Source organism: Halobellus sp. GM3 (genome assembly GCF_052545375.1).
In genome coordinates this window covers 1-18,034 of sequence record NZ_JBQWLT010000018.1, presented here as the reverse complement: position 1 = coordinate 18,034, position 18,034 = coordinate 1, and the positions used below count along the sequence as shown (strand labels likewise).

The 18,034-nt window shown below is 65.1% G+C and carries 18 protein-coding genes; 12 read left to right on the top strand and 6 right to left on the bottom strand.

The features are described from left to right. Positions 1–29: 29 nt before the first annotated feature. Positions 30–1,352: an ABC transporter substrate-binding protein gene (locus ACT3HL_RS17065; protein WP_445087960.1), complete on the top strand. Its 1,323-nt coding sequence runs from the start codon at positions 30–32 to the stop codon at positions 1,350–1,352. A 91-nt stretch (positions 1,353–1,443) separates the two neighbouring features. Here ACT3HL_RS17065 and ACT3HL_RS17060 read toward each other — a convergent pair whose 3' ends face one another. Then, entirely contained in the window at positions 1,444–2,148 is a 705-nt protein-coding gene (locus ACT3HL_RS17060) for an ATP-binding cassette domain-containing protein (protein ID WP_445087959.1), read from the bottom strand. After that, complete coding sequence (locus ACT3HL_RS17055) at positions 2,145–2,870, bottom strand: ATP-binding cassette domain-containing protein (protein WP_445087958.1); 726 nt, start codon at positions 2,868–2,870, stop codon at positions 2,145–2,147. The genes ACT3HL_RS17060 and ACT3HL_RS17055 overlap by 4 nt, the downstream gene beginning before the upstream one ends. Positions 2,871–2,966: 96 nt before the next feature. On the opposite strand from ACT3HL_RS17055, the gene ACT3HL_RS17050 reads away from it, so the two are divergent. The 6 genes from ACT3HL_RS17050 (at position 2,967) to ACT3HL_RS17025 (ending at position 10,259) form a co-directional block, all read left to right on the top strand. Next, the gene (locus tag ACT3HL_RS17050) at positions 2,967–3,821 is read left to right on the top strand and encodes an ABC transporter permease subunit (RefSeq protein WP_445087957.1); all 855 of its coding nucleotides are present in this window, start codon (positions 2,967–2,969) and stop codon (positions 3,819–3,821) included. After that, positions 3,818–4,837: an ABC transporter permease subunit gene (locus tag ACT3HL_RS17045; protein WP_445087956.1), complete on the top strand. Its 1,020-nt coding sequence runs from the start codon at positions 3,818–3,820 to the stop codon at positions 4,835–4,837. The genes ACT3HL_RS17050 and ACT3HL_RS17045 overlap by 4 nt, the downstream gene beginning before the upstream one ends. Before the next feature lie 125 nt (positions 4,838–4,962). Continuing rightward, the gene (locus tag ACT3HL_RS17040) at positions 4,963–6,909 is read left to right on the top strand and encodes a 3-hydroxyacyl-CoA dehydrogenase NAD-binding domain-containing protein (protein ID WP_445087955.1); all 1,947 of its coding nucleotides are present in this window, start codon (positions 4,963–4,965) and stop codon (positions 6,907–6,909) included. Next, the gene (locus ACT3HL_RS17035; RefSeq protein ID WP_445087954.1) at positions 6,910–8,100 is read left to right on the top strand and encodes a thiolase C-terminal domain-containing protein; all 1,191 of its coding nucleotides are present in this window, start codon (positions 6,910–6,912) and stop codon (positions 8,098–8,100) included. It begins immediately after the preceding gene. Next, positions 8,097–8,624: an OB-fold domain-containing protein gene (locus ACT3HL_RS17030; protein WP_445087953.1), complete on the top strand. Its 528-nt coding sequence runs from the start codon at positions 8,097–8,099 to the stop codon at positions 8,622–8,624. The genes ACT3HL_RS17035 and ACT3HL_RS17030 overlap by 4 nt, the downstream gene beginning before the upstream one ends. 12 nt (positions 8,625–8,636) lie before the next feature. After that, on the top strand, positions 8,637–10,259 hold the full coding sequence (locus ACT3HL_RS17025) for a long-chain-fatty-acid--CoA ligase (RefSeq protein ID WP_445087952.1): 1,623 nt from the start codon (positions 8,637–8,639) through the stop codon (positions 10,257–10,259). A 309-nt stretch (positions 10,260–10,568) separates the two neighbouring features. On the opposite strand, the gene ACT3HL_RS17020 is transcribed toward ACT3HL_RS17025, so the two are convergent. Together ACT3HL_RS17020 and ACT3HL_RS17015 are read right to left on the bottom strand one after the other, a co-directional pair. After that, the gene (locus ACT3HL_RS17020; RefSeq protein ID WP_445087951.1) at positions 10,569–11,810 is read right to left on the bottom strand and encodes an FAD-dependent monooxygenase; all 1,242 of its coding nucleotides are present in this window, start codon (positions 11,808–11,810) and stop codon (positions 10,569–10,571) included. 203 nt (positions 11,811–12,013) lie between these two features. Continuing rightward, positions 12,014–12,337 (bottom strand): hypothetical protein, encoded by a 324-nt coding sequence (locus ACT3HL_RS17015; protein WP_445087950.1) that lies wholly within the window; start codon positions 12,335–12,337, stop codon positions 12,014–12,016. Between the two features lie 109 nt (positions 12,338–12,446). Here ACT3HL_RS17015 and ACT3HL_RS17010 point away from each other — a divergent pair, with 109 nt between their 5' ends. Beyond that, on the top strand, positions 12,447–12,899 hold the full coding sequence (locus ACT3HL_RS17010) for a MaoC/PaaZ C-terminal domain-containing protein (RefSeq protein ID WP_445087949.1): 453 nt from the start codon (positions 12,447–12,449) through the stop codon (positions 12,897–12,899). Between the two features lie 126 nt (positions 12,900–13,025). After that, a complete protein-coding gene (locus tag ACT3HL_RS17005) occupies positions 13,026–14,381 on the top strand; it encodes a methyl-accepting chemotaxis protein (protein WP_445087948.1) in 1,356 nt (451 codons plus the stop codon). Positions 14,382–14,483: 102 nt separating this feature from the next. On the opposite strand, the gene ACT3HL_RS17000 is transcribed toward ACT3HL_RS17005, so the two are convergent. Next, positions 14,484–14,882, bottom strand: a complete 399-nt coding sequence (locus ACT3HL_RS17000) for a universal stress protein (protein WP_445087947.1) — start codon at positions 14,880–14,882, stop codon at positions 14,484–14,486. Between the two features lie 188 nt (positions 14,883–15,070). Here ACT3HL_RS17000 and ACT3HL_RS16995 point away from each other — a divergent pair, with 188 nt between their 5' ends. Together ACT3HL_RS16995 and ACT3HL_RS16990 are read left to right on the top strand one after the other, a co-directional pair. Continuing rightward, the gene (locus ACT3HL_RS16995; protein WP_445087946.1) at positions 15,071–15,571 is read left to right on the top strand and encodes a DapH/DapD/GlmU-related protein; all 501 of its coding nucleotides are present in this window, start codon (positions 15,071–15,073) and stop codon (positions 15,569–15,571) included. A gap of 394 nt (positions 15,572–15,965) precedes the next feature. After that, positions 15,966–16,733 (top strand): IclR family transcriptional regulator domain-containing protein, encoded by a 768-nt coding sequence (locus ACT3HL_RS16990; RefSeq protein ID WP_445087945.1) that lies wholly within the window; start codon positions 15,966–15,968, stop codon positions 16,731–16,733. 35 nt (positions 16,734–16,768) lie between these two features. Here ACT3HL_RS16990 and ACT3HL_RS16985 read toward each other — a convergent pair whose 3' ends face one another. Further along, on the bottom strand, positions 16,769–17,671 hold the full coding sequence (locus ACT3HL_RS16985) for a UbiA family prenyltransferase (protein WP_445087944.1): 903 nt from the start codon (positions 17,669–17,671) through the stop codon (positions 16,769–16,771). A 136-nt stretch (positions 17,672–17,807) separates the two neighbouring features. On the opposite strand from ACT3HL_RS16985, the gene ACT3HL_RS16980 reads away from it, so the two are divergent. Continuing rightward, positions 17,808–18,034: AMP-binding protein (locus tag ACT3HL_RS16980; RefSeq protein WP_445087943.1), on the top strand; the 227-nt coding region annotated here is incomplete at its 3' end.

The following is an 18,034-nucleotide window of genomic DNA, read 5'->3' as shown; positions in this document are numbered from 1 at the left end:
ATAAATAGAATAATCTATCACTAATCATTATGTCATCTGGAGACACCAGTGGCTGGGGAGCTACTGACCGACGAAAGTTCTTGAAACTGACCGGCGTGGGAGTCGCGTCGGGAGCGCTCGCGGGCTGTATGGGCGACGGCAACGGCGACGGCGACAGTGGCGGCGACGGCGGCGGCGGTGACAGCGGTGGCGATAGTAACGGTGCGACCACGGGGTCCAGCGACGGCGGGAGCGGCGGCGACGACATCGTCATCGGTGGGTTGCAGCCGTACACGGGGCCGTACGCCCAGACGACCCAGGAGTTCGTCGACGGGCTCAACTTCCGGATCGACGAGATCAACGCCGAGGGCGGCGTACTGGACCGCCAGCTGGTCTTCGAGGACCGCGACACGCAACTCGACCCCGCCGAGGCGACGAGCATCGCGACGGAACTCATCGAAGCGGAGGACGCTGTCGTGCTGACGGGGTCGATCTCGAGCGACATCGGGCTGACCGTCGCGCCGATCGCCGAAGACTATCAGGTGCCGCACATCCCGCAGTTCGTCGGGAGCCACGAGTTCCTGAGCCGGGACTCCCGCTACAACTTCCGGATGGGTCTCGCACCCGCGCCGACGAACGCGCGCGCGGTGAGCCAGTTCGTCCAGGACGAGGGCATCGAGAGCGTCGGCGCGATCATCGCCGACTACTCCTACGGCCGGGCGTGGGAACAGAGCATCGAGGCGATCTTCCCCGACGACGTCGACGTCCAGATGGAAGTGGCCCCGTTCGGAGAGGACTCTTTCACGACGTACCTCCGGGCGATGCCGGACGACGTCGAACTGATCATTTCGGCCAGCCACCCGCCGGGCGTTTTCACCATCTACAACCAACTGCAGGGGCTCAACGACGTCAACCCCGAGTACTTCATCGGGCGCAGCGACGCGAAGCTCTCGATGAACGCCCTCGGCGACCCGATCACGCAGGGGTTCCTCGCACAGGGACAGCCGGATCCGTTCTCCGATCAGTATCTCGGCGTCGCCCAGCGGTACTACGACGAGACCGGAGGGCAGTTCGGCACGCTGAACGCCGTCGGGTACGTCGTCGCCGACCTGATCAAAGAGGGGATCGAAGGGGCCGACGAGGTCACGCCCACGGAGATTGCCGCCGCGATACACGAGGTCGAGCTCGACACGCTGTTCGCCTCGCCGATCGAGTACACCGAGTGGGGCGAACTCGACAACCTCGTCCAGATGATGGTCGGCTTCGAGTCAGGCGCACCGGAGTACTACCCCGACACCGAGATCCGGATGACAGAGCAGTTCCGATCGGAGCCGCTGCCGGCGTACGATCCGTCGAGTTCGCTGCTCGATTGATTGGCACCGGGGTCGTGGGTTCCGATCCGATGTAGACGGCATCAGCGTACGTGAGTAACGGACGCCGAACACGTGAGTCGGAAAAACAGCGCTACCCGCGGAGGTAGCCTTCCCTGATCGCGTCGCTTTCGAGCAGTTCCTCGCCGGTCCCCTCGGTCTGAATGCGTCCGTTTTCGAGCAGGTATCCGCGGTTGGCGAGTTTGAGCGCCTTGTCGACGTGCTGTTCGACCAAGACGACCGTCACGTCCTCGCTGATCGTCTCGATCGTCTGGAACACCTGTTCTGCCAGCTGCGGCGCGAGCGCGTTCGAGGGCTCATCGAGCGCTAACACTTTCGGTTCGGCCATCAGGCCGCGTCCGATGGCGAGCATCTGCTGCTCGCCGCCGCTGAGCGTGGACGCGTGTTGGTCGCGACGCTCCTCGAGGACGGGGAACATCTCGAACACCTTCTCTCGGTTCTCCTCGAAGGTGTTGCGCGTGGTGTACGAGCCCATCCGGAGGTTCTTTTCGACGGAGAGATCGCCGAAGAGGTTTCGCTCTTCGGAGATCTGAACGAACCCGCGTTCGACGATGTTGCTTGCCGGCACCGCCGTGACGTCGGCGCCGAGTACCTCGACGCGTCCGCCTGACGGGGCGAGAATGCCCGAGAGCGTCTTGAGAAGCGTGGTCTTCCCGGCCCCGTTCGGGCCGACGATCGTGACGACTGAGTCCTCTTCGCGGACCTCGAACGAGACGTCCCAAAGCACCTGTAGATCGCCGTAGTGGACGTCCAGTCCGTCGACGTCGATCAGCGTCACGAGTTGACCTCCCCGAGGTACGCCTGTGTGACGCGCTCGTCGGACCGAATCTCGGCGGGGGTGCCGTCTGCGATTTTCTCGCCTTGGTTGAGCACGATGATGCGGTCGGTGACGCTCATAATCGCCTCCATAATGTGTTCGATCCAGAACACCGAGACGCCGCGCTCCTCACGGGCGCGTTCGAGCGTCCGAGTGATCTCGTCGATCTCCTTCGGGGTCAGTCCCGCGCCGATCTCGTCGACGAGGATGAGCGTAGGGTCGGCCGCGAGCGCCTTCGCGAGCTCGAGTTGCTTCCGGTCGGCGATCGTCAGTCCCCCGGCCTCCTCGTCCCGCCGGTCGTCGAGGCCGACGAACGCGAGCGCATCGCGGGCGCGGTCGGTCGCCTCGTCCATCGAGACCGATTCGTCGTTGCCGAAGATGGCTCCGATCATCGCGTTGTCGAGGACGGTCGACTCGTTGAACGTTCTAACCGCTTGGAAGGTGCGGGCGATGCCGAGCTTTGCCACGTGATTGGGCTTCTTGCCGACGAGCTCTTCGCCTTCGAACGTGATCGACCCGGTGTTGGGCGGATGGACGCCGGTGATCGTGTTGAACAGGGTCGTCTTCCCGGCCCCGTTCGGCCCGATCAACCCAACGATCTCCTCGTCGCCGATGGAGAAGTCGACCTCGTCGACGGCGACAAGACCGCCGAACTTCTTGGTGACGTTGGTGGCGGTTAACACGCTCCGAGGTAGCTGATGATTCCACATAAATAATTCGGTGGGGAGAAAACGAATCTATCCACAATGTTTATGAATTCCCTCTAACGATGCACCACTATGCTCGCACAGGGAGTAGAGTTGCTTATCGACGGCCTCGCGAGGGGCGTGATCCTGTCGCTTTTCGGTCTCGGGATCACGCTCGTCTTCGGGTTGGGGGAGATCCTCAATCTACTTCTCGGTGTGTTCGCCGTCGTCGCCGTCATCGCGTGCTCACTACTGCTCGGAACGGTCCCGGGATTGGCACTCGCTGGCCTGATCGCCGTCGCGTTCGTGGCGCTCTTCGCGTTCGTGCTCGATCGGTCGGTGATCTCGCTCGTGTACAGAGAGGAAGGCGAAGACCGGATCCTCCTAGGAATCTTCGTCACCCTCGGGTTGTCACTGTTCTTCGAGGGACTGCTCTTCATCTTCTATCCGGGGAGTCGGTTCCTCAGCAGCGGGGTCGGTTCGGTTTCGCTCGGTGCGGCCAGCATCACCGGATCGTCGATCGCGGTCATCGCGACTGCGGCGGTGCTGTTCGGACTCATCTATTACTTCTTCAGTCACACGTACCTCGGAATGGGGACGCGGACGGTGATTCAAGACGAGACGGGGGCGGTCCTCTGCGGGATCGACCCCCGAAACGTGCAGTCCATCGTGTTTGTCCTGAGCGCGGCCATCGCCGGCGCGGCCGGGGTGTTGTACGCGTTGGACGCCGAAGTGACGCCCGCGAGTTCCTTCGAGTTGACGACGTTCGCGATCATGGTCTCGATCGTCGGCGGCGTCGACAGCATCTCGGGGACGGTCGCCGCGGGGATCGTCCTCGGAGTGATTATGACGATCGCTGGCGCGCTGTTCGGATCGTATCTGGCTACCGTTACGCTTTTTGCGGCCGCAATCGCCGTGCTGATCTATAAACCGGAGCAGATATCATGAACCGAGATACCTCCCAGTCGATCCTCGGCGGTCGGCTCCCGGTGATCGCGGTGTTCGCGGCACTCTTAGTCGTCCCGCCGCTGTTCTTCGATCCGTCGACGACGTACCTCTCGCGGCGGTTCATCACCGTGATGATCTTCGCTATCTTCGCGATGGCGCTGAACATCATCTTCGGCGAGACTGATCAACTGATCCTCTTCATGGGTGGGATCGCAGCCGTCGGGACGTACGCAACGGTGTTGACGGCGGAGTACCTCGCCATCACGCCGTGGGTCACGCTCGTCGTCGGCGCGTTCGTCGCTGGCGTGTTCGGCGCTCTCGTCTGCTATGTGGCCGCCCGCAGGCAGTTCACCGTGATCGTCCTCGCGATCGTGACGTTCGCGTTCCAGATGATCATCATGGAAGTGCTCGTGGGGCTCCGCGACATCACCGGCGGGAACACGGGCTTCCCGTTCCGAGACCTCGATCCGGCGTTCCTCACGGACCTCACCGGAATGGGATCGTTCGCGGCCCTGTTTTACGTGCTCGTCGCCGTCTTCGCGGCGGTGCTCGGCGCGTACACGTGGCTGACTCGCTCGAAATACGGGCTCGCGTTCGCCGCGATCCGACAGGACGAGTTCGCCGCCCGCGCAACGGGCGTGGACGTGATCAAACTGAAGGTCTTTGCGGGCTTTATCAGCACCTTCATCATCGGGTTCGTCGGGCCGTTCTACGCACAGACGACCGGGATCGTCATCCCCTCGCTATTCAGCTTCACCGGCGTCGACGTGCTCGTGCTGATCATCCTCATCCTCGGCGGCCTCCGCTCGCGGTTCGGGCCGCTGGTCGGCGCAGCGATCGTCATCTACCTGGATAACTTCCTCTCGGGGTTCGGCCAGTGGCGGACGGTCGCCTTCGGGCTCCTGCTCACCGTCCTGTTCATCTACTTCCAAGACGGCATCGTCCCGTCGGTCACCTCGCGCTACGAGGAGAGCGGGGTTCGCCAGCGGATCGCTGCGCTACGAAGCGGCGAGTAGCGATCGCTGTCGTCAGTAACACGCTTTTCGATCTCCGGGTTCGGGCCTCACGACCTCCATCGGGTACGCTTGTTCGTTGGTAGCACACCGGTACTTTGATTATCTGTGATTCGAACTGTAGTGTGATGGACGCAGAAATCGAGAGCGTTGCGGTTCTCGGAGCCGGAAGTATGGGCCACGGGATCGCCGAAGTGGCAGCCATCGCCGGCTACGACGTCGTGATGCGCGATATCAAAGCGGAGTTCGTCGAAGAGGGCTACGATCAGATCGAGTGGAGCCTGGGCAAACTGGCGGAGAAAGGACAGATCGACGAGGGCGCCGCCGACGTCCTCGAACGTGTCTCGACGACGGTGGATCTGGAGGCCGCCGTCGCGGACGCCGACCTCGTGATCGAGGCCGCACCGGAGGACCTCGATCTCAAGCGCGACATCTTCGCGGACGTCGACGCCGCGGCGAGCGAAGAGACGATCATGGCGACGAACACCTCCAGTCTCCGCGTCAGCGACATCGCGACGGCGACCGACCGGCCGGAGTACGTCTGCGGGATGCACTTTTTCAATCCGCCGGTGAAGATGGATCTCGTCGAGGTCGTCGCGGGCGATCGGACCAGCCCGGCCGTCGTCGACGCCGCTGTCGAGTTCGTCGAATCGATGGACAAGACGCCCATTAGAGTGCGAAAGGACGTCCCGCAGTTCGTCGTCAACAACGTCCTGACGCCGTTGATGGGCGAGGCCGGATTCATGCTCGACGAGGGCGACGTCGAGGTTCGGGACGTCGACGCCGCGATGGTGTTCCAGCGCGGCTATCCGATGGGTCCCTTCGAGCTCAACGACTTCGGCGGCCTGGACATCTTCACGCACTCGCGCGACCAGTGGGACAAGCCCGTCCCCGAGTCGATCCGCTCGCGCGTCGAGCGCGAGGACCTCGGTCGAAAGACCGGGCGGGGCTTTTACGACTACGAAGACGGTGACGGCGTCGACTACGAGCCCACCGATGGCGCGGGGATCGACACGCTCCGAATCGAGGCGCGGATGATCAACGAGGCGGCGAAACTCGTCGGCGACGGCGTCGCCGATCCCGAGGACATCGACATCGGAATGCGCCTCGGCGGCGGGCTCCCGGAGGGCACCTGCCGGACCGCCGACAAACTCGGTCTGGACAACGTCCTCGAGAAACTGCGCGACCTCCACGAACGAACCGGTGCCGACCGCTACGAACCGGCCGACTACCTAGTCGAGCAGGTCGAAGCGGGCCACACCGGCGAGGGCGCCGGCCGCGGCTTCTACGACTACAGCGACGGCGGTCCGTACCACTTCGTGAGCCACGAACTCACCGACGACGGCGTCCTCACCGTCGTTTTCGACCGCGAGGAGCGGCTCAACGCCTTCTCAACGGACATGTTCGACGAGGTCAAGCGCGTGCTCGAAAGCGTCGACGACGAGGCGGTCTCCTGCGTCGTCTTCGAGGGCGCGGGCGACCGCGCGTTCTCCGCCGGCGCGGACATCACGGGCTTTACGACCGCGGCGCCGACCGATCTGGCGGACGTCGACCAGACCGTCCAGGCCATCTACGAGTACCCGCGCCCGACGATCGCGAAGATCGACGGCTTCTGTCTGGGCGCCGGGCTGGAGATCACGCTCGCCTGTGACCTCCGCTACGCGACGGAGAGGTCGACGCTCGGCAGTCCCGAGATCGACCTCGGCTTGATCCCCGGCGGCGGCGGCACCCAGCGGCTCGTCCGCCTCGTCGGCGAGCCGCGGACGAAAGAGCTGGTCTACCGCGGGATGCAACTGTCCGCCGAGCGGGCCGAAGACTGGGGAATCCTCAACCGCGCCGTCGAACCCGAGGCGTTCGAGGAGCTGATCGACGACGTCGTCGACGACCTCGCGAACGGCCCCCAGACCGCACTCGAGGTCGCGAAGAAGGTCATCACCGAGGGCCAGAACGCGAGTCTCGACACGGGCCTCGCACTGGAGAGCCAAGGCTTCGGTCTCTTGGCGACCACGGACGACATGCTCGAGGGCGTCGCGGCGTTCAATCAGGACCGCGAGCCCGACTTCGGGGGTGAGTGAATGACGCGAAACGTCGGCATCGTCGGCGGCGGCCACACCAAGTGGGGCGCCCGCGAGGCGAGCTACAAGGACCTGATTCAGGAGGCCGGCAAGGCGGCCTTCGCGGACGTCCCGGACGTGACGCCCGATGACATCGAGGGGCTGTTCGTCGGCTCGGTCCAGCCCGAGCGCTTCGCCTTCCAGACGCACGTCGCGCCGATGGTCGCGGAGTTGGTCGGCGTCGACGTCGACAGCATGATCGCCCGGACCGAACTCGCCTGCGCGAGCGGGCAGGCGGCGCTGCGCTACGCGTGGCTCGCGATCGCCGCCGGGGAGATCGACACCGCGCTCGTCCTCGGCGTCGAGAAGATGAACCTCCCGCGGGAGAACGCCGCCGAGATGCAGGCCAGTATGTCGAACGTGATGGACAGGGAGTTCGACGGGGTCAACGGTTTCAACGCGCCGCCGTACTTCGCGATGATCGCCCAGCGGCACATGCACGAGTACGACACCACCCGCGAACAGCTCGCGCTCGTCGCGGCGAAGAACAAGACCCACGCCGCGAACAACGCGTTCGCGCAGTTCCAAAAGGAGGTCTCCGTCGACGAGGTCGTCGACTCCTTCGAGCTGTCGCCGCCGCTGTGTCTATACGACTGCAGCGGCGTCACCGACGGCGCGGCGGGACTGATCCTGATGAGCGAGGAGAAGGCCCGCGAGGTGACCGACGAGGCCGCGTGGATCACCGGCAGCGGACAGGCCTGCTTCGCGAGCAACTCGATCAACAACCTCCCGTCGATGTCGGCGTGGCCGCAGGCGACGAAAGCCGCCGAGCAGGCCTACGAGAGCGCCGGCATCGACGACCCGCTCGCCGAACTCGACGTCGCGGAGATCCACGACTGCTTCACGATCAGCGAGATCATCGAGTACGAGGACCTCGGCTGGGTCGAGAAGGGTGAGGGCGGCCAGTTCGTCGAGGACGGACGCAGCGCCCTCGACGGCGACATCGCCGTCAACCCCCGCGGCGGGCTGCTCGGCTGCGGCCACCCGCTGGGCGCGACGGGCGTCTCACAGGCGCTCGAAGTGTTCAATCAGTTCCGCGGGACCGTCGAGAGCGAGCGGCAGGCGCCGGATCCCGAGACCGGACTGATCCACAACCTCAGCGGCAGCGCCTCGGTGCACAGCGTGATGACCCTTTCGCGAGGTCGACTATGAGCGAGCACAATAACGACAGCAAGACGGACCCGAAGGAAGCGCCCGTTCCGGACGGCGGAACCGACAGAGACGTCGTCGAGATCCCGAAGACGATTGATCTCCCCAGACTGCTCGACTTCTACGAGCTACAGGACGAGGAGAACACGCAAATCTCCGAGTTCTACGACAACCTCCGGGACGGACGGCTGACGACGACACAGTGTCGCGACTGCGGGGACCTCCAGTTCCCGCCGCGGATCGTCTGTCCGGAGTGCCACAGCGACGACCTCGAATTCGTCGATCTGCCGGACGAGGGCGAGCTGTTCGCCTTCTCGACGGTCCGAGCGGGCGCGCCGATGGGGATGGAGTCGGAGGTGCCGTTCGTCACCGGCATCGTCGACCTCGGCGAGGTCCGTCTGTCGGCGCGCATCGACGGCGCCGAGTACGAAGACCTCTCGATCGGCGATCCAGTCGAGCTGAAGATCGTCGAGATCGACGGCCCGGTCGACGACGAACGGGTCTTTTATCGGTTCGAACCACAGTAGCCCCTACCACGCATGAAAGACTACGAACTCACGATCACGAAGTTCCTGCAACGGGCGGTCGATCTCTTCGACCACAAGGAGATCGTCACGAAGCGGGCGGACGGATCGACGCATCGGTACACGTACGCCGACGCCTACGAGCGGATCTGTCAGCTCGCGCACGCGCTCGACGAGCACGGACTCGAGCTCGGCGACCGCGTGTCGGTGATGGCGGTGAACCACTACCGCCACTACGAACTGTACTTCGGGCCCTCCTGCAGCGGCCGGAGCATCCACACGACGAACCACCGCCTCCCCGAACACCACCTCGAGGAGATCATCAACGAGGCCGAAGACCGGATGCTGTTCGTCGACCCCGCGTTCGTCGAGACCGTCGAGGCGGTCGCAGACGACCTCGAGACCGTCGAGCAGTACGTCGTCCTCGACAGCGAGGTCCCCGAGACGAGCCTCGATCCGGTCGTCGACTACGAGAGCTTCATCGCCGGCTACGACACCGAGTACGACTGGCCCGAACTCGACGAGGAGCGCGAGTTCGCGCTGTGTTACACCTCTGGAACGACGGGGCTGCCGAAAGGCGTCCAGTACCGCCACCGCCGGATGTTCCTCCACACGCTGATTCACGGCCACACAGACGTGTTCGGCGTCAGCGAAAACGACACCGTGATGCCGGTCGTGCCGATGTTCCACGTCAACGGCTGGGGGTTCCCGTACTCGGGGACGTTCTACGGCTCGAAGCTGGTGCTCCCCGGACAGCACACCTCGCCGCAGGAGGTCGCAGACCTCATCGACGCCGAGGACGTGACGGTCGCCGCCGCGGTCCCGACCGTCTGGATCGATATGGACGGCTACCTCGAATCCGTCGACGGCGAGCCGCTCGCGAGCCTCGATCGGGTACTCACCGGCGGCAGCGCCCCGCCGGCCTCGCTGATGCAGAAGTACGAGGAGGTCTATGAGGCCCCGATCTATCAGGGGTACGGGATGACCGAAGCCTCCCCGCACCTCGCGAACACCTTCGAGACGACGGAGATGCAGGACCTTCCCGAGGAGAAGCGCTACGAGCTCAAGCGCAAAGCGGGGATCCCGGCCCCGGGAGCGCAGATCCGCCTCCGGGACATGGACGGCGAGCCCGTCCCGCACGACGGCGAAACGCCCGGCGAGATCCACGCGCGCTCGCCGTGGCTCACCGACGGCTACTTCGAGCGCCCCGAGGCGAACGCGGAGTCGTTCGAGGACGGCTGGTTCAAGACCGGAGACATCGGCACGCTCGACCAGTTCGGCTATCTCGACATCGTCGACCGGATCGACGACGCGATCAAGAGCGGCGGCGAGTGGATCTCCTCGGTCGAACTGGAGAACTCGCTGATCGACGCCGAGGGAGTCTCCGAGGCCGCCGTCATCAGCGTTCCGCACGAGAAGTGGCAGGAGCGACCCGTCGCGTTCGTCGTCGCCGACGATCCCGAACTCGACGAGGCGGCGCTTCGCGAGCACTTACTCGAGACGTTCCCGAAGTGGTGGCTCCCCGACGAGTTCCGCTTCGTCGAGAAGATCCCGAAGACGACGACGCACAAGTTCAACAAGAAGGGACTCCGCGAGCGGTTCCTCGACGACGAGGGCGAACTCCCGCTCGGGGAGTGAGCGGCCTCTAAAACCGGACTTTCATCGTTCGGAGCTCCCGACAGTCCCCCGCGAACCACAACGCAGCGAACACGCAGTAGCGAGCGACGGTCGGTCGTGGATCCGCCACCGAAACAGAGCCCCGACAGCGAGCGGTACTCGATCGCGAAATCAGCTATCGTAGCGTTTGCAACTTGATTGCTCATTCGGTCGCACGAGTCGTGCGATCAGATGCGTAAAGACTTGCAAACGCTACTATATTTCGCCCGTCGAGAACGTCGACCCGAGGCGGGGGCGATCGAAACGGCGCAGAACGGGAACGTCCGCGGTTCAGTAGTTGCCGGACGCGGCGCTCGGCGGCGCCTCGTGCGGGCCGTACGGGGCGTCGTCGAGGTACTCGCCGGCGGGCTCGAAGTAGTCCGCGAGCGACGCCGAGACCTCCTTCCGAAGGACGGTGACCGGGTCCTCGCCCTGGAGGTACTTGAGCGCCTCACCGGCGGCCCAGACGTTGTACTCGGCGGCGTCCCGCCGCTGCGACTCGTAGAGGTCGACTTCATGTCGGGCGACGCCGTCCGTGCGCGCCTGCAGCGCGACCGTGATCGCGGAGGCGGCCGCGTCGGCGTCGGCGACGCAGGAGTTCATCCCGCGCGCGCCGAACGGCGCGAGCAGGTGTGCGGCCTCGCCGGCCAGAAGCACGCGGCGGTGCTCGTCGACGAACCGGTCGGCGATGACTTGGAGGAACTTGTACGTCGAGGTCCACTTGATGTTGTCCGTGTACTCCTCGCCCATCACGCTCGCGATGATCTCTTTGAGCGTCTCTTCGCCGGAGACCTCCTCGGGGTCGTCGTCGCCGAGACACTGGATGTCGAGCCGCCAGCCGCCGGAGAACGGCACGAGCATCACGTTTCGTCCGTTGGCCGCCGGATCGTCGTAGTGGAACATCCGCTCGAACGGGAGCGGCTCGTTCCGGATGGAGTCGGTGTGGAGGTCGACGTCGACGATGACGAAGGAGTTCTCCGATTGGTCGCCCTCGAACTCGGCGCCGATCTCCTTTCGGACCCGCGATCCGCCGCCGTCGGCCCCGATGAGATACGGCGCCTCCCACTCCCGCCCGTCGGCCGTCTCGACGTGGACGCCGTCGGGTGTGGATTCGACGGATTCGACGCCGGCGTCCCAGTGGATCGGGATGCCCGCCTCCTCGAGGGCGTCGTGCATGTACGCCTCCGTGGACTCCTGTGGGATGCTCGTGAAGTGGGGGAACTCCCCGTCGCCGCCGGGGTTGTCGTAGGTCCGCTTGAAGACCTCCTTGCCGCGCCAGAGCGTACGTCGGGTCGGCCAGACGAGCCCCTCCTCGACCTGCTTTTTCCCGAGACCGGGGGAGACCCGGTCGAACGTCTTGAGCGTCGACCCGTGGACGTAGATCGCGCGACTCCCGGCGCGGTCTCGGTCCTCCGAGTCCGCCTCGAGGATGGCTGCGGGCACCCCGCGCGCGTGCAGCGCGAGCGCGGCCGTCATCCCGGTCGGTCCGGCGCCGGCTACCAACACTGGTTGGTCGATATCAGTTGAACCCATTGTATCTAGCGTATCGTTGTAACACACACCCCATAATCGTTGTGGTTGCTTCGTGGGAAGCCGGCGTGAGCGGCCCGTTTTCGCCCACGTAGCGGCCGTTCCGAGCGCGGCAGCTCAGTGGAGAGGCGCCTGTCCAGTCGCCGGAGGACTGGACAGGTCGACGACTACCGTCTCGCCGCCGCGGCGGTCCGCCCCGTCGCCGCTCAGTTCAGTCCGAGGGACTTCGCGACCCAGTGGTCCCGAGCGGCGAAAACGAACGCCTCTTCGTTCGGGAAGACCGTGGTCTCAGCGACGAACTCGTCCCACTCGTTGCTGCCGACGCGTTCGAGGTCGTCCGCGGACGTCGCCGTCGACGGGCTCGCGGCCACCATCTCGTCGAGGGTGTCGAAGTCGGTGTTCGATCCCATGAACTCCGCGTCGAACACGTCCCTGATCGGGACCTCTTCGTCCGGTGCGACGATGTCTTCGGCGTCCGGGAGGTCGTCGGCCGCTTCCGCAGCCTGTTCGAGGGTTGACTGTCGCGTCATATGCGGGGGGTTTGGTCCACCACAAATAAACGTTTGCGGTATGCGGGTGAGAGACAGTGCCCGGGGACCGCGCCGAAGGGTTTTCTACGCGGGCCGCCGTGCCACGGATATGCGGTATTTCGAGGACGTCGAAGTCGGACTGACCGCGGAATTCGGCACGTACGCCGTGACCAAAGACGAGATCCGGGAGTTCGCCGAGAAGTACGATCCCCAGCCGTTTCACCTCGACGAGGCGGCCGCGGCCGACTCCGTCTTCGGGGAGCTGGTCGCGTCCGGGTGGCACACGATGGCGATGTGCATGCGGATGATCGCCGAGAACCCGGACCGGCTCGCCGCCTTCGCCGGCGTCGCCGCAGACAACATCCGGTGGCACCGACCCGTCCGCCCAGACGATACGCTGCACATGCGCTCTGAGATTCTCGAGAAGCGGCCGTCGTCGAAGCGGGACGACAGGGGCTACGTAACCACCGGGTTCGAGTGCCTGAACCAAGACGGAGAGGTCGTTACCACGTTCGAGGCGACCGCGCTCGTCAAACGCCGATCCGTCGACGAGGCCGGATAGCGCAGCGTAGCGCGGCTCGTGCAGAGTAGCGTGGCACAGCGCGGATGCGGTGGCTCGCTCCACCCGAGTATCAAGTCTGATACTGTCGCGAATCAGTTAAATATCGAGGGGATACACCACAGGTCGATGACTCAGCAAGCCCCGATCGCCGAGGAAGCCTCCCTCGCTCCGGACCCGCCGGAGGGAGTCGATAAAGCGGAACGCTACCGCACCGAGCGAGACCACTGGCGGCACCTCTTCGAGACGGTCGTCAGCGCCTTCCCCGAGCCGATTATCGTCGTGGACGACGACGGGCGGTTGACACACTGGAACGACGAGCAGGCGTCGTTCATCGGCGTGGCGGCCGACGAAGCGCTCGGGCGACCCGCTCACGAAGCCGTCGGGACTGAGAACGCGGCAGAGACGCTCGCCGAGGAGATCGCCCGGACCGGCGAGACGGTGCGCGAATCGAGCATCAGATCGGGACACAACGACGACGGCGAGTGGCACGCTAGGGCGACGGGGTTCCCGCTGACCGCGCCCGACGGCGACATCGTGGGGGCCTTCGAGGTCGTCAACCGCGTGACCGATCTCGTCGAACAGCGGCAGTCGATGGAGCGCGTCCAGGAACAGGTCCGCGAGGACCTCGAGGGAACCGTGGGAGAACTGGAGGCCGCCTCCTCGCAGGTCACAGAGAACGTCGACGTGATCGCGGAGTTCGCAACCCAGGAGGCCGAGCACGTCCGGACCGTCGACGACGAGATACAGACGTTCAGCGCGACGACCGAGGAGGTCGCCGCCAGCGTCGAAACGATAAGCACACAGAGCGCCGATACCGCGGACCTCGCCGCCGATTCAGAGGATTCGACCGCGGAACTGCTCGAGACGGTCTCGGACGTCTCCGCCGCCAGTAGTCGGATGGCCGACGACGCCGAAGACCTCGCAGAGCGCGTCGACGAGATCGACGGCGTCGTGACGCTCATCGACGACATCGCCGATCAGATCAATATGCTGGCGCTGAACGCCTCGATCGAGGCCGCCCGCGCGGGCGAGGCGGGCGACGGCTTCGCCGTCGTCGCCGACGAGGTAAAATCACTGGCCGCGAAGTCGAAAACCGAGGCCGATCGCATCGAGGAGCTCGTCGAATCGATCGAGGCGATCGCGTCCGACACCATCGACGGCGTCGAGCGAACGACCGAGCGGGTCGAGGAAATAGAGGCCCAAATCGAGACGGTAAACGGCAATCAACGCGAAATCCAGGCGGCGATCGCCGACGTCTCCGAGCAACTCGAACAGATCGCGACCGCGACCGACGAGCAGGCAGGCAGCGCAGAGGACATCTCGACGATGCTCGATACGACCGTCGAGGGCGTCGAGCGGATCGCCTCGGAAGTCGCCGAACTCGCGACCGCGAACCAACAGCAGACCGATCAGGTCGCCGAGATCCGCCGGAGCGTGGAGGCACTCGAACGCAATCTCCACTCGGTGATGAGTGAGGAGTAGCCGACCGGAAGAACTGGAATCTGGCTCGTCGACCGCTCGGTGTCACCGATACCGGGGTAGTACTGTCGACGGAAAACGGTGTCGTGCGGTTGTTCGTCGCCGCTATTCGTCCTCGCTTCCGCAGACCAACACCGGGAGGTGCGTCCCGAGAATCACGTCCTGCGTCACGCTCCCGAAGAGCGCTTTGCCCGTTGGGGACCGCTTCCGACCGCCGACGCAGATCTGATCGACATCGTGCTCCTCGGCGTGAGCGAGAATCTCGTCGGCGGGCGAACCGCTGGCTTCGAGCAGTTCGACCGTGACGCCGGCCGTCTCGAGTCGGTCTTTCGCCTCTCTGACCGCCTCGACTTGGTGGACGGACGCCCCCTCGGGGTTGTCTCTGAACACGTGGAGGATGTACACCTCGGCGTCGGTGGCCGTATCGACCATCGCTTCGATCGCGTTCGTCTGTGCGTGCGCCTGTGGGATGTCGTCGTCGAGTGCGAGTAGTACTCGAACCATACCGGCTACTCCACCGGCCACGTACTTATAGTTCGGCGGTCGTTATCGTGTGTTGCGTCCGAATGTATCGGACAGACTGTTCGCCGTTTGACCCCCATTCGTTCGATAGTATCGAATATCTGGATGTGCACCGGGAGATTCGACGTCGGCCCGTTCAGATTTTTAAGCGGACGGGGTGTATCGATCGTATGCAGCGATCCTTCGAGGACTGGGACCCGGACGTCGCAGAGAGCGCGTTCGTCTCCGAGATGGCGTACCTCGTCGGCGACGTCACCGTCGACGAGCGAGCGAGCATCTGGCCGTTCGTCTGCCTCCGCGGTCACGGAACGACCGTCTCGGTCGGCGCCGAGACGAACGTCCAAGAGTTCACGACGCTTCACGGCGCCTCGCTCGGGGACGCGGTGAGCGTCGGACACGGGGCCGTCATCGACTACGCAGAGGTGGGCGATCACACCCTCGTCGGGATGCAGAGCACCGTGTTGAGCGGGGCGACCGTGGGCGATCACTGCATCGTCGCGGCGAACGCGGTCGTGTTGCACGACCAGCACGTCCCGTCGGGCCACATGGCCTACGGGACGCCCGCAGAGACGAGACCGCTGACCGACGAACAGCTGGCGCAGATCGACCGAACGCACGAGACGTACCTCAATCTGGGCGCGCGGTTCCGGGACGCCGGCCTCGGTCGATAGCGCGCTCGTCAGGTGTTCGATGCCAGCGAACAGATTGCAGTCTCACAGAACGGGTCAGAACCGCGACCTCACCGCCCAACGCGCCCGTGGCCTCTCACCCGTTCGTCGGCGGAACGTTCGATTCCGAACGTATGAGAGGGCATATACGGCAGCATGTGTCCGCGTGGGTGATGACGCGGAAGACGCTCCGATCGTGTGAGGCGCTCCGATCGCTTCGACAGCCGATCACGTTACCGTGATCTCGTGCAGAACTGGTAACAGCCGTACGGTTGTTATATACGCCGCGTATCGACCGCGGTTCGATACTATCGAACATACGTACTACCGGCTCTGATTCGGTGCGATAGGGGCCGCACGCGACACATATTTGACCGTCGTACGGCAAATATGTCGTATGACGCGGGATTCGGGTGGGAGCCGGGGGATCAAGTCCGACGAGACCCTGTTCGACATCGTCGAACTACTTCGCGATCGCGACGGCGCCGGGGTCACGGAGGTCGCCGACCGACTCGACATCGCGAAGAGCACCGCCCACGGACACCTGACGACGCTGTGTGACCGCGGGTTCGTCGTCAGACAGGGGCAGGAGTACCAGCTCGGCCTGCGCTTTTTCGAGTACGGACAGTACGTCCGCGGGCAGCTCGACATATTCCAGTCGGGGATGTCCGCCGTCGACCGGCTCGAACGCGAAACCGGAGAGATGACATGGCTACTCGCACACCAGAACGGCAAGGCGACCTACGTGTACGGTCGCGGCGGAGAAAACGACATCAACGTCAACACGATCCTCGGAACGAGCACCCACATGCACTACAACTCCGGCGGCAAGGCGATTCTCGCGCACCTCCCGGCGTCGGCGGTCGACCAGATCGTCGCCGAACACGGGCTTCCGGCCCGAACGGAGCACACGATCACGGATCGAGATCGACTCGAGGAAGAGCTCGAACAGATCAGAGCGCAGGGCTACGCGCTCAACCTGAGTGAGGACCTCGACGGGATCCACGCGATCGGGGTGCCACTGACGGTCGACGGAACCGTGCAGGGGGCGCTGAGCGTCGCCGGTCCCGCCCACCGGATGTCGAGAGAGCGCTGTGAAAGCGAGGTCCTCGACCACCTGCGGGCCGCGACCGACGAGATCGATCTGACGATCGCCTACCGGTGACGTCCGGCCGGACCCCACACCGCACCCGTCTGCGCTCAGAACGTCCGAGTAGCGGCGTCGACGACGATCGCGCCCGCGGACTGGTCGTTGCACGCCGCGACAAACAGGAGGGCGGCGAACCCGTACGTCAGGCCCATCTGGAGCGGTACCGCCCGTTCGGGTGACGCGAGCGCCGTCGCGAGCAGACAGCCGAGTGGAGCTGTCGCGGCGGCGACGGCGAACCGGGGTCTGAGACGCAGTACTCCCCTCTCGCCGGCGACACCGACGGCGACGACCGCGAGCGCGGTGACGGCGAAGATGCCGATCGCGACGCGAGCGGCGCCGGCCTCGCCGAGCGCGACCGGGACGGTCCGCTTTCCGATCGATCGGTCGAACGACGCGTCGAGGCGGTCGATACCGACCTTGATCCCCGAGAGCAGCCCGACGAACGCGGCCGCGACGGCGATCACTGACGCGTCGAGCGCTCCCGTCTGCGCCGCGTGGCCGCCGGTGAGTACCAGTCCGATACCGAGTGGGTAGTCGACGGTGACCGACACCGGGTTCCGATCGAGATACGGCGCGTGCAGGAGCGCGAGCGCGAGGAGCGAAAGCGTCGATATCGCGGCGATCAGGCCGGCGGCGGCGAGCAGCAGAGCCGAGAGCGCGAGGACCGTCGCGGCGCCGACGGCTATCGATCGCCGGAACGCCGCCGCGGAGAGCCGGGGCGTCTCTTCCCCGCGCCGGTGGCCGTCCACGTGGCCGTCGCGGAGGTGGGCGACGAACAGGGCGGCCCCGACAGTCCCGGCGTGCAGTGCGGCGAGTGAGGGCTCGAACGCGGCGTAGGGGGAGAGAAGCGACCCGTAAGCGGACATCCCGACGGCGGGCAGCATAAACGTCGGGCGCACGTGCGCGAGGAGTCCCGCGGCCGCGCCTCTCGTTCGCCCGGACGGGAGCGCCATTATCGCCGCTTCGTTGCGGGGCGGCATAACTGTCGCGCCTTCGACGACTTCTTCCGGTGAATTCGGCCGCCTCAGGTCCCGAGTTGGATCAAAACAATTAATGCCACAGTTGGACTGGTAACTCCTAACACGTATTATGAATCTCGGAGATGCACTCGATCGCACGGTCCGCTGTTATCCCGACAAGGCTGCGATCGTAACCGACGACGGGCGCTCGTTCACCTACGCGGAGCTGGACGAGCGGAGCACGCGGCTGGCGAACGCTCTCACGGAACGGGTCGGGACGGAACGCTGTGCCGTCCTCGCGATCAATCACGTGGCGGCTATCGAATCGATGTGGGCGGGGAACGAACGGGGGCTCGC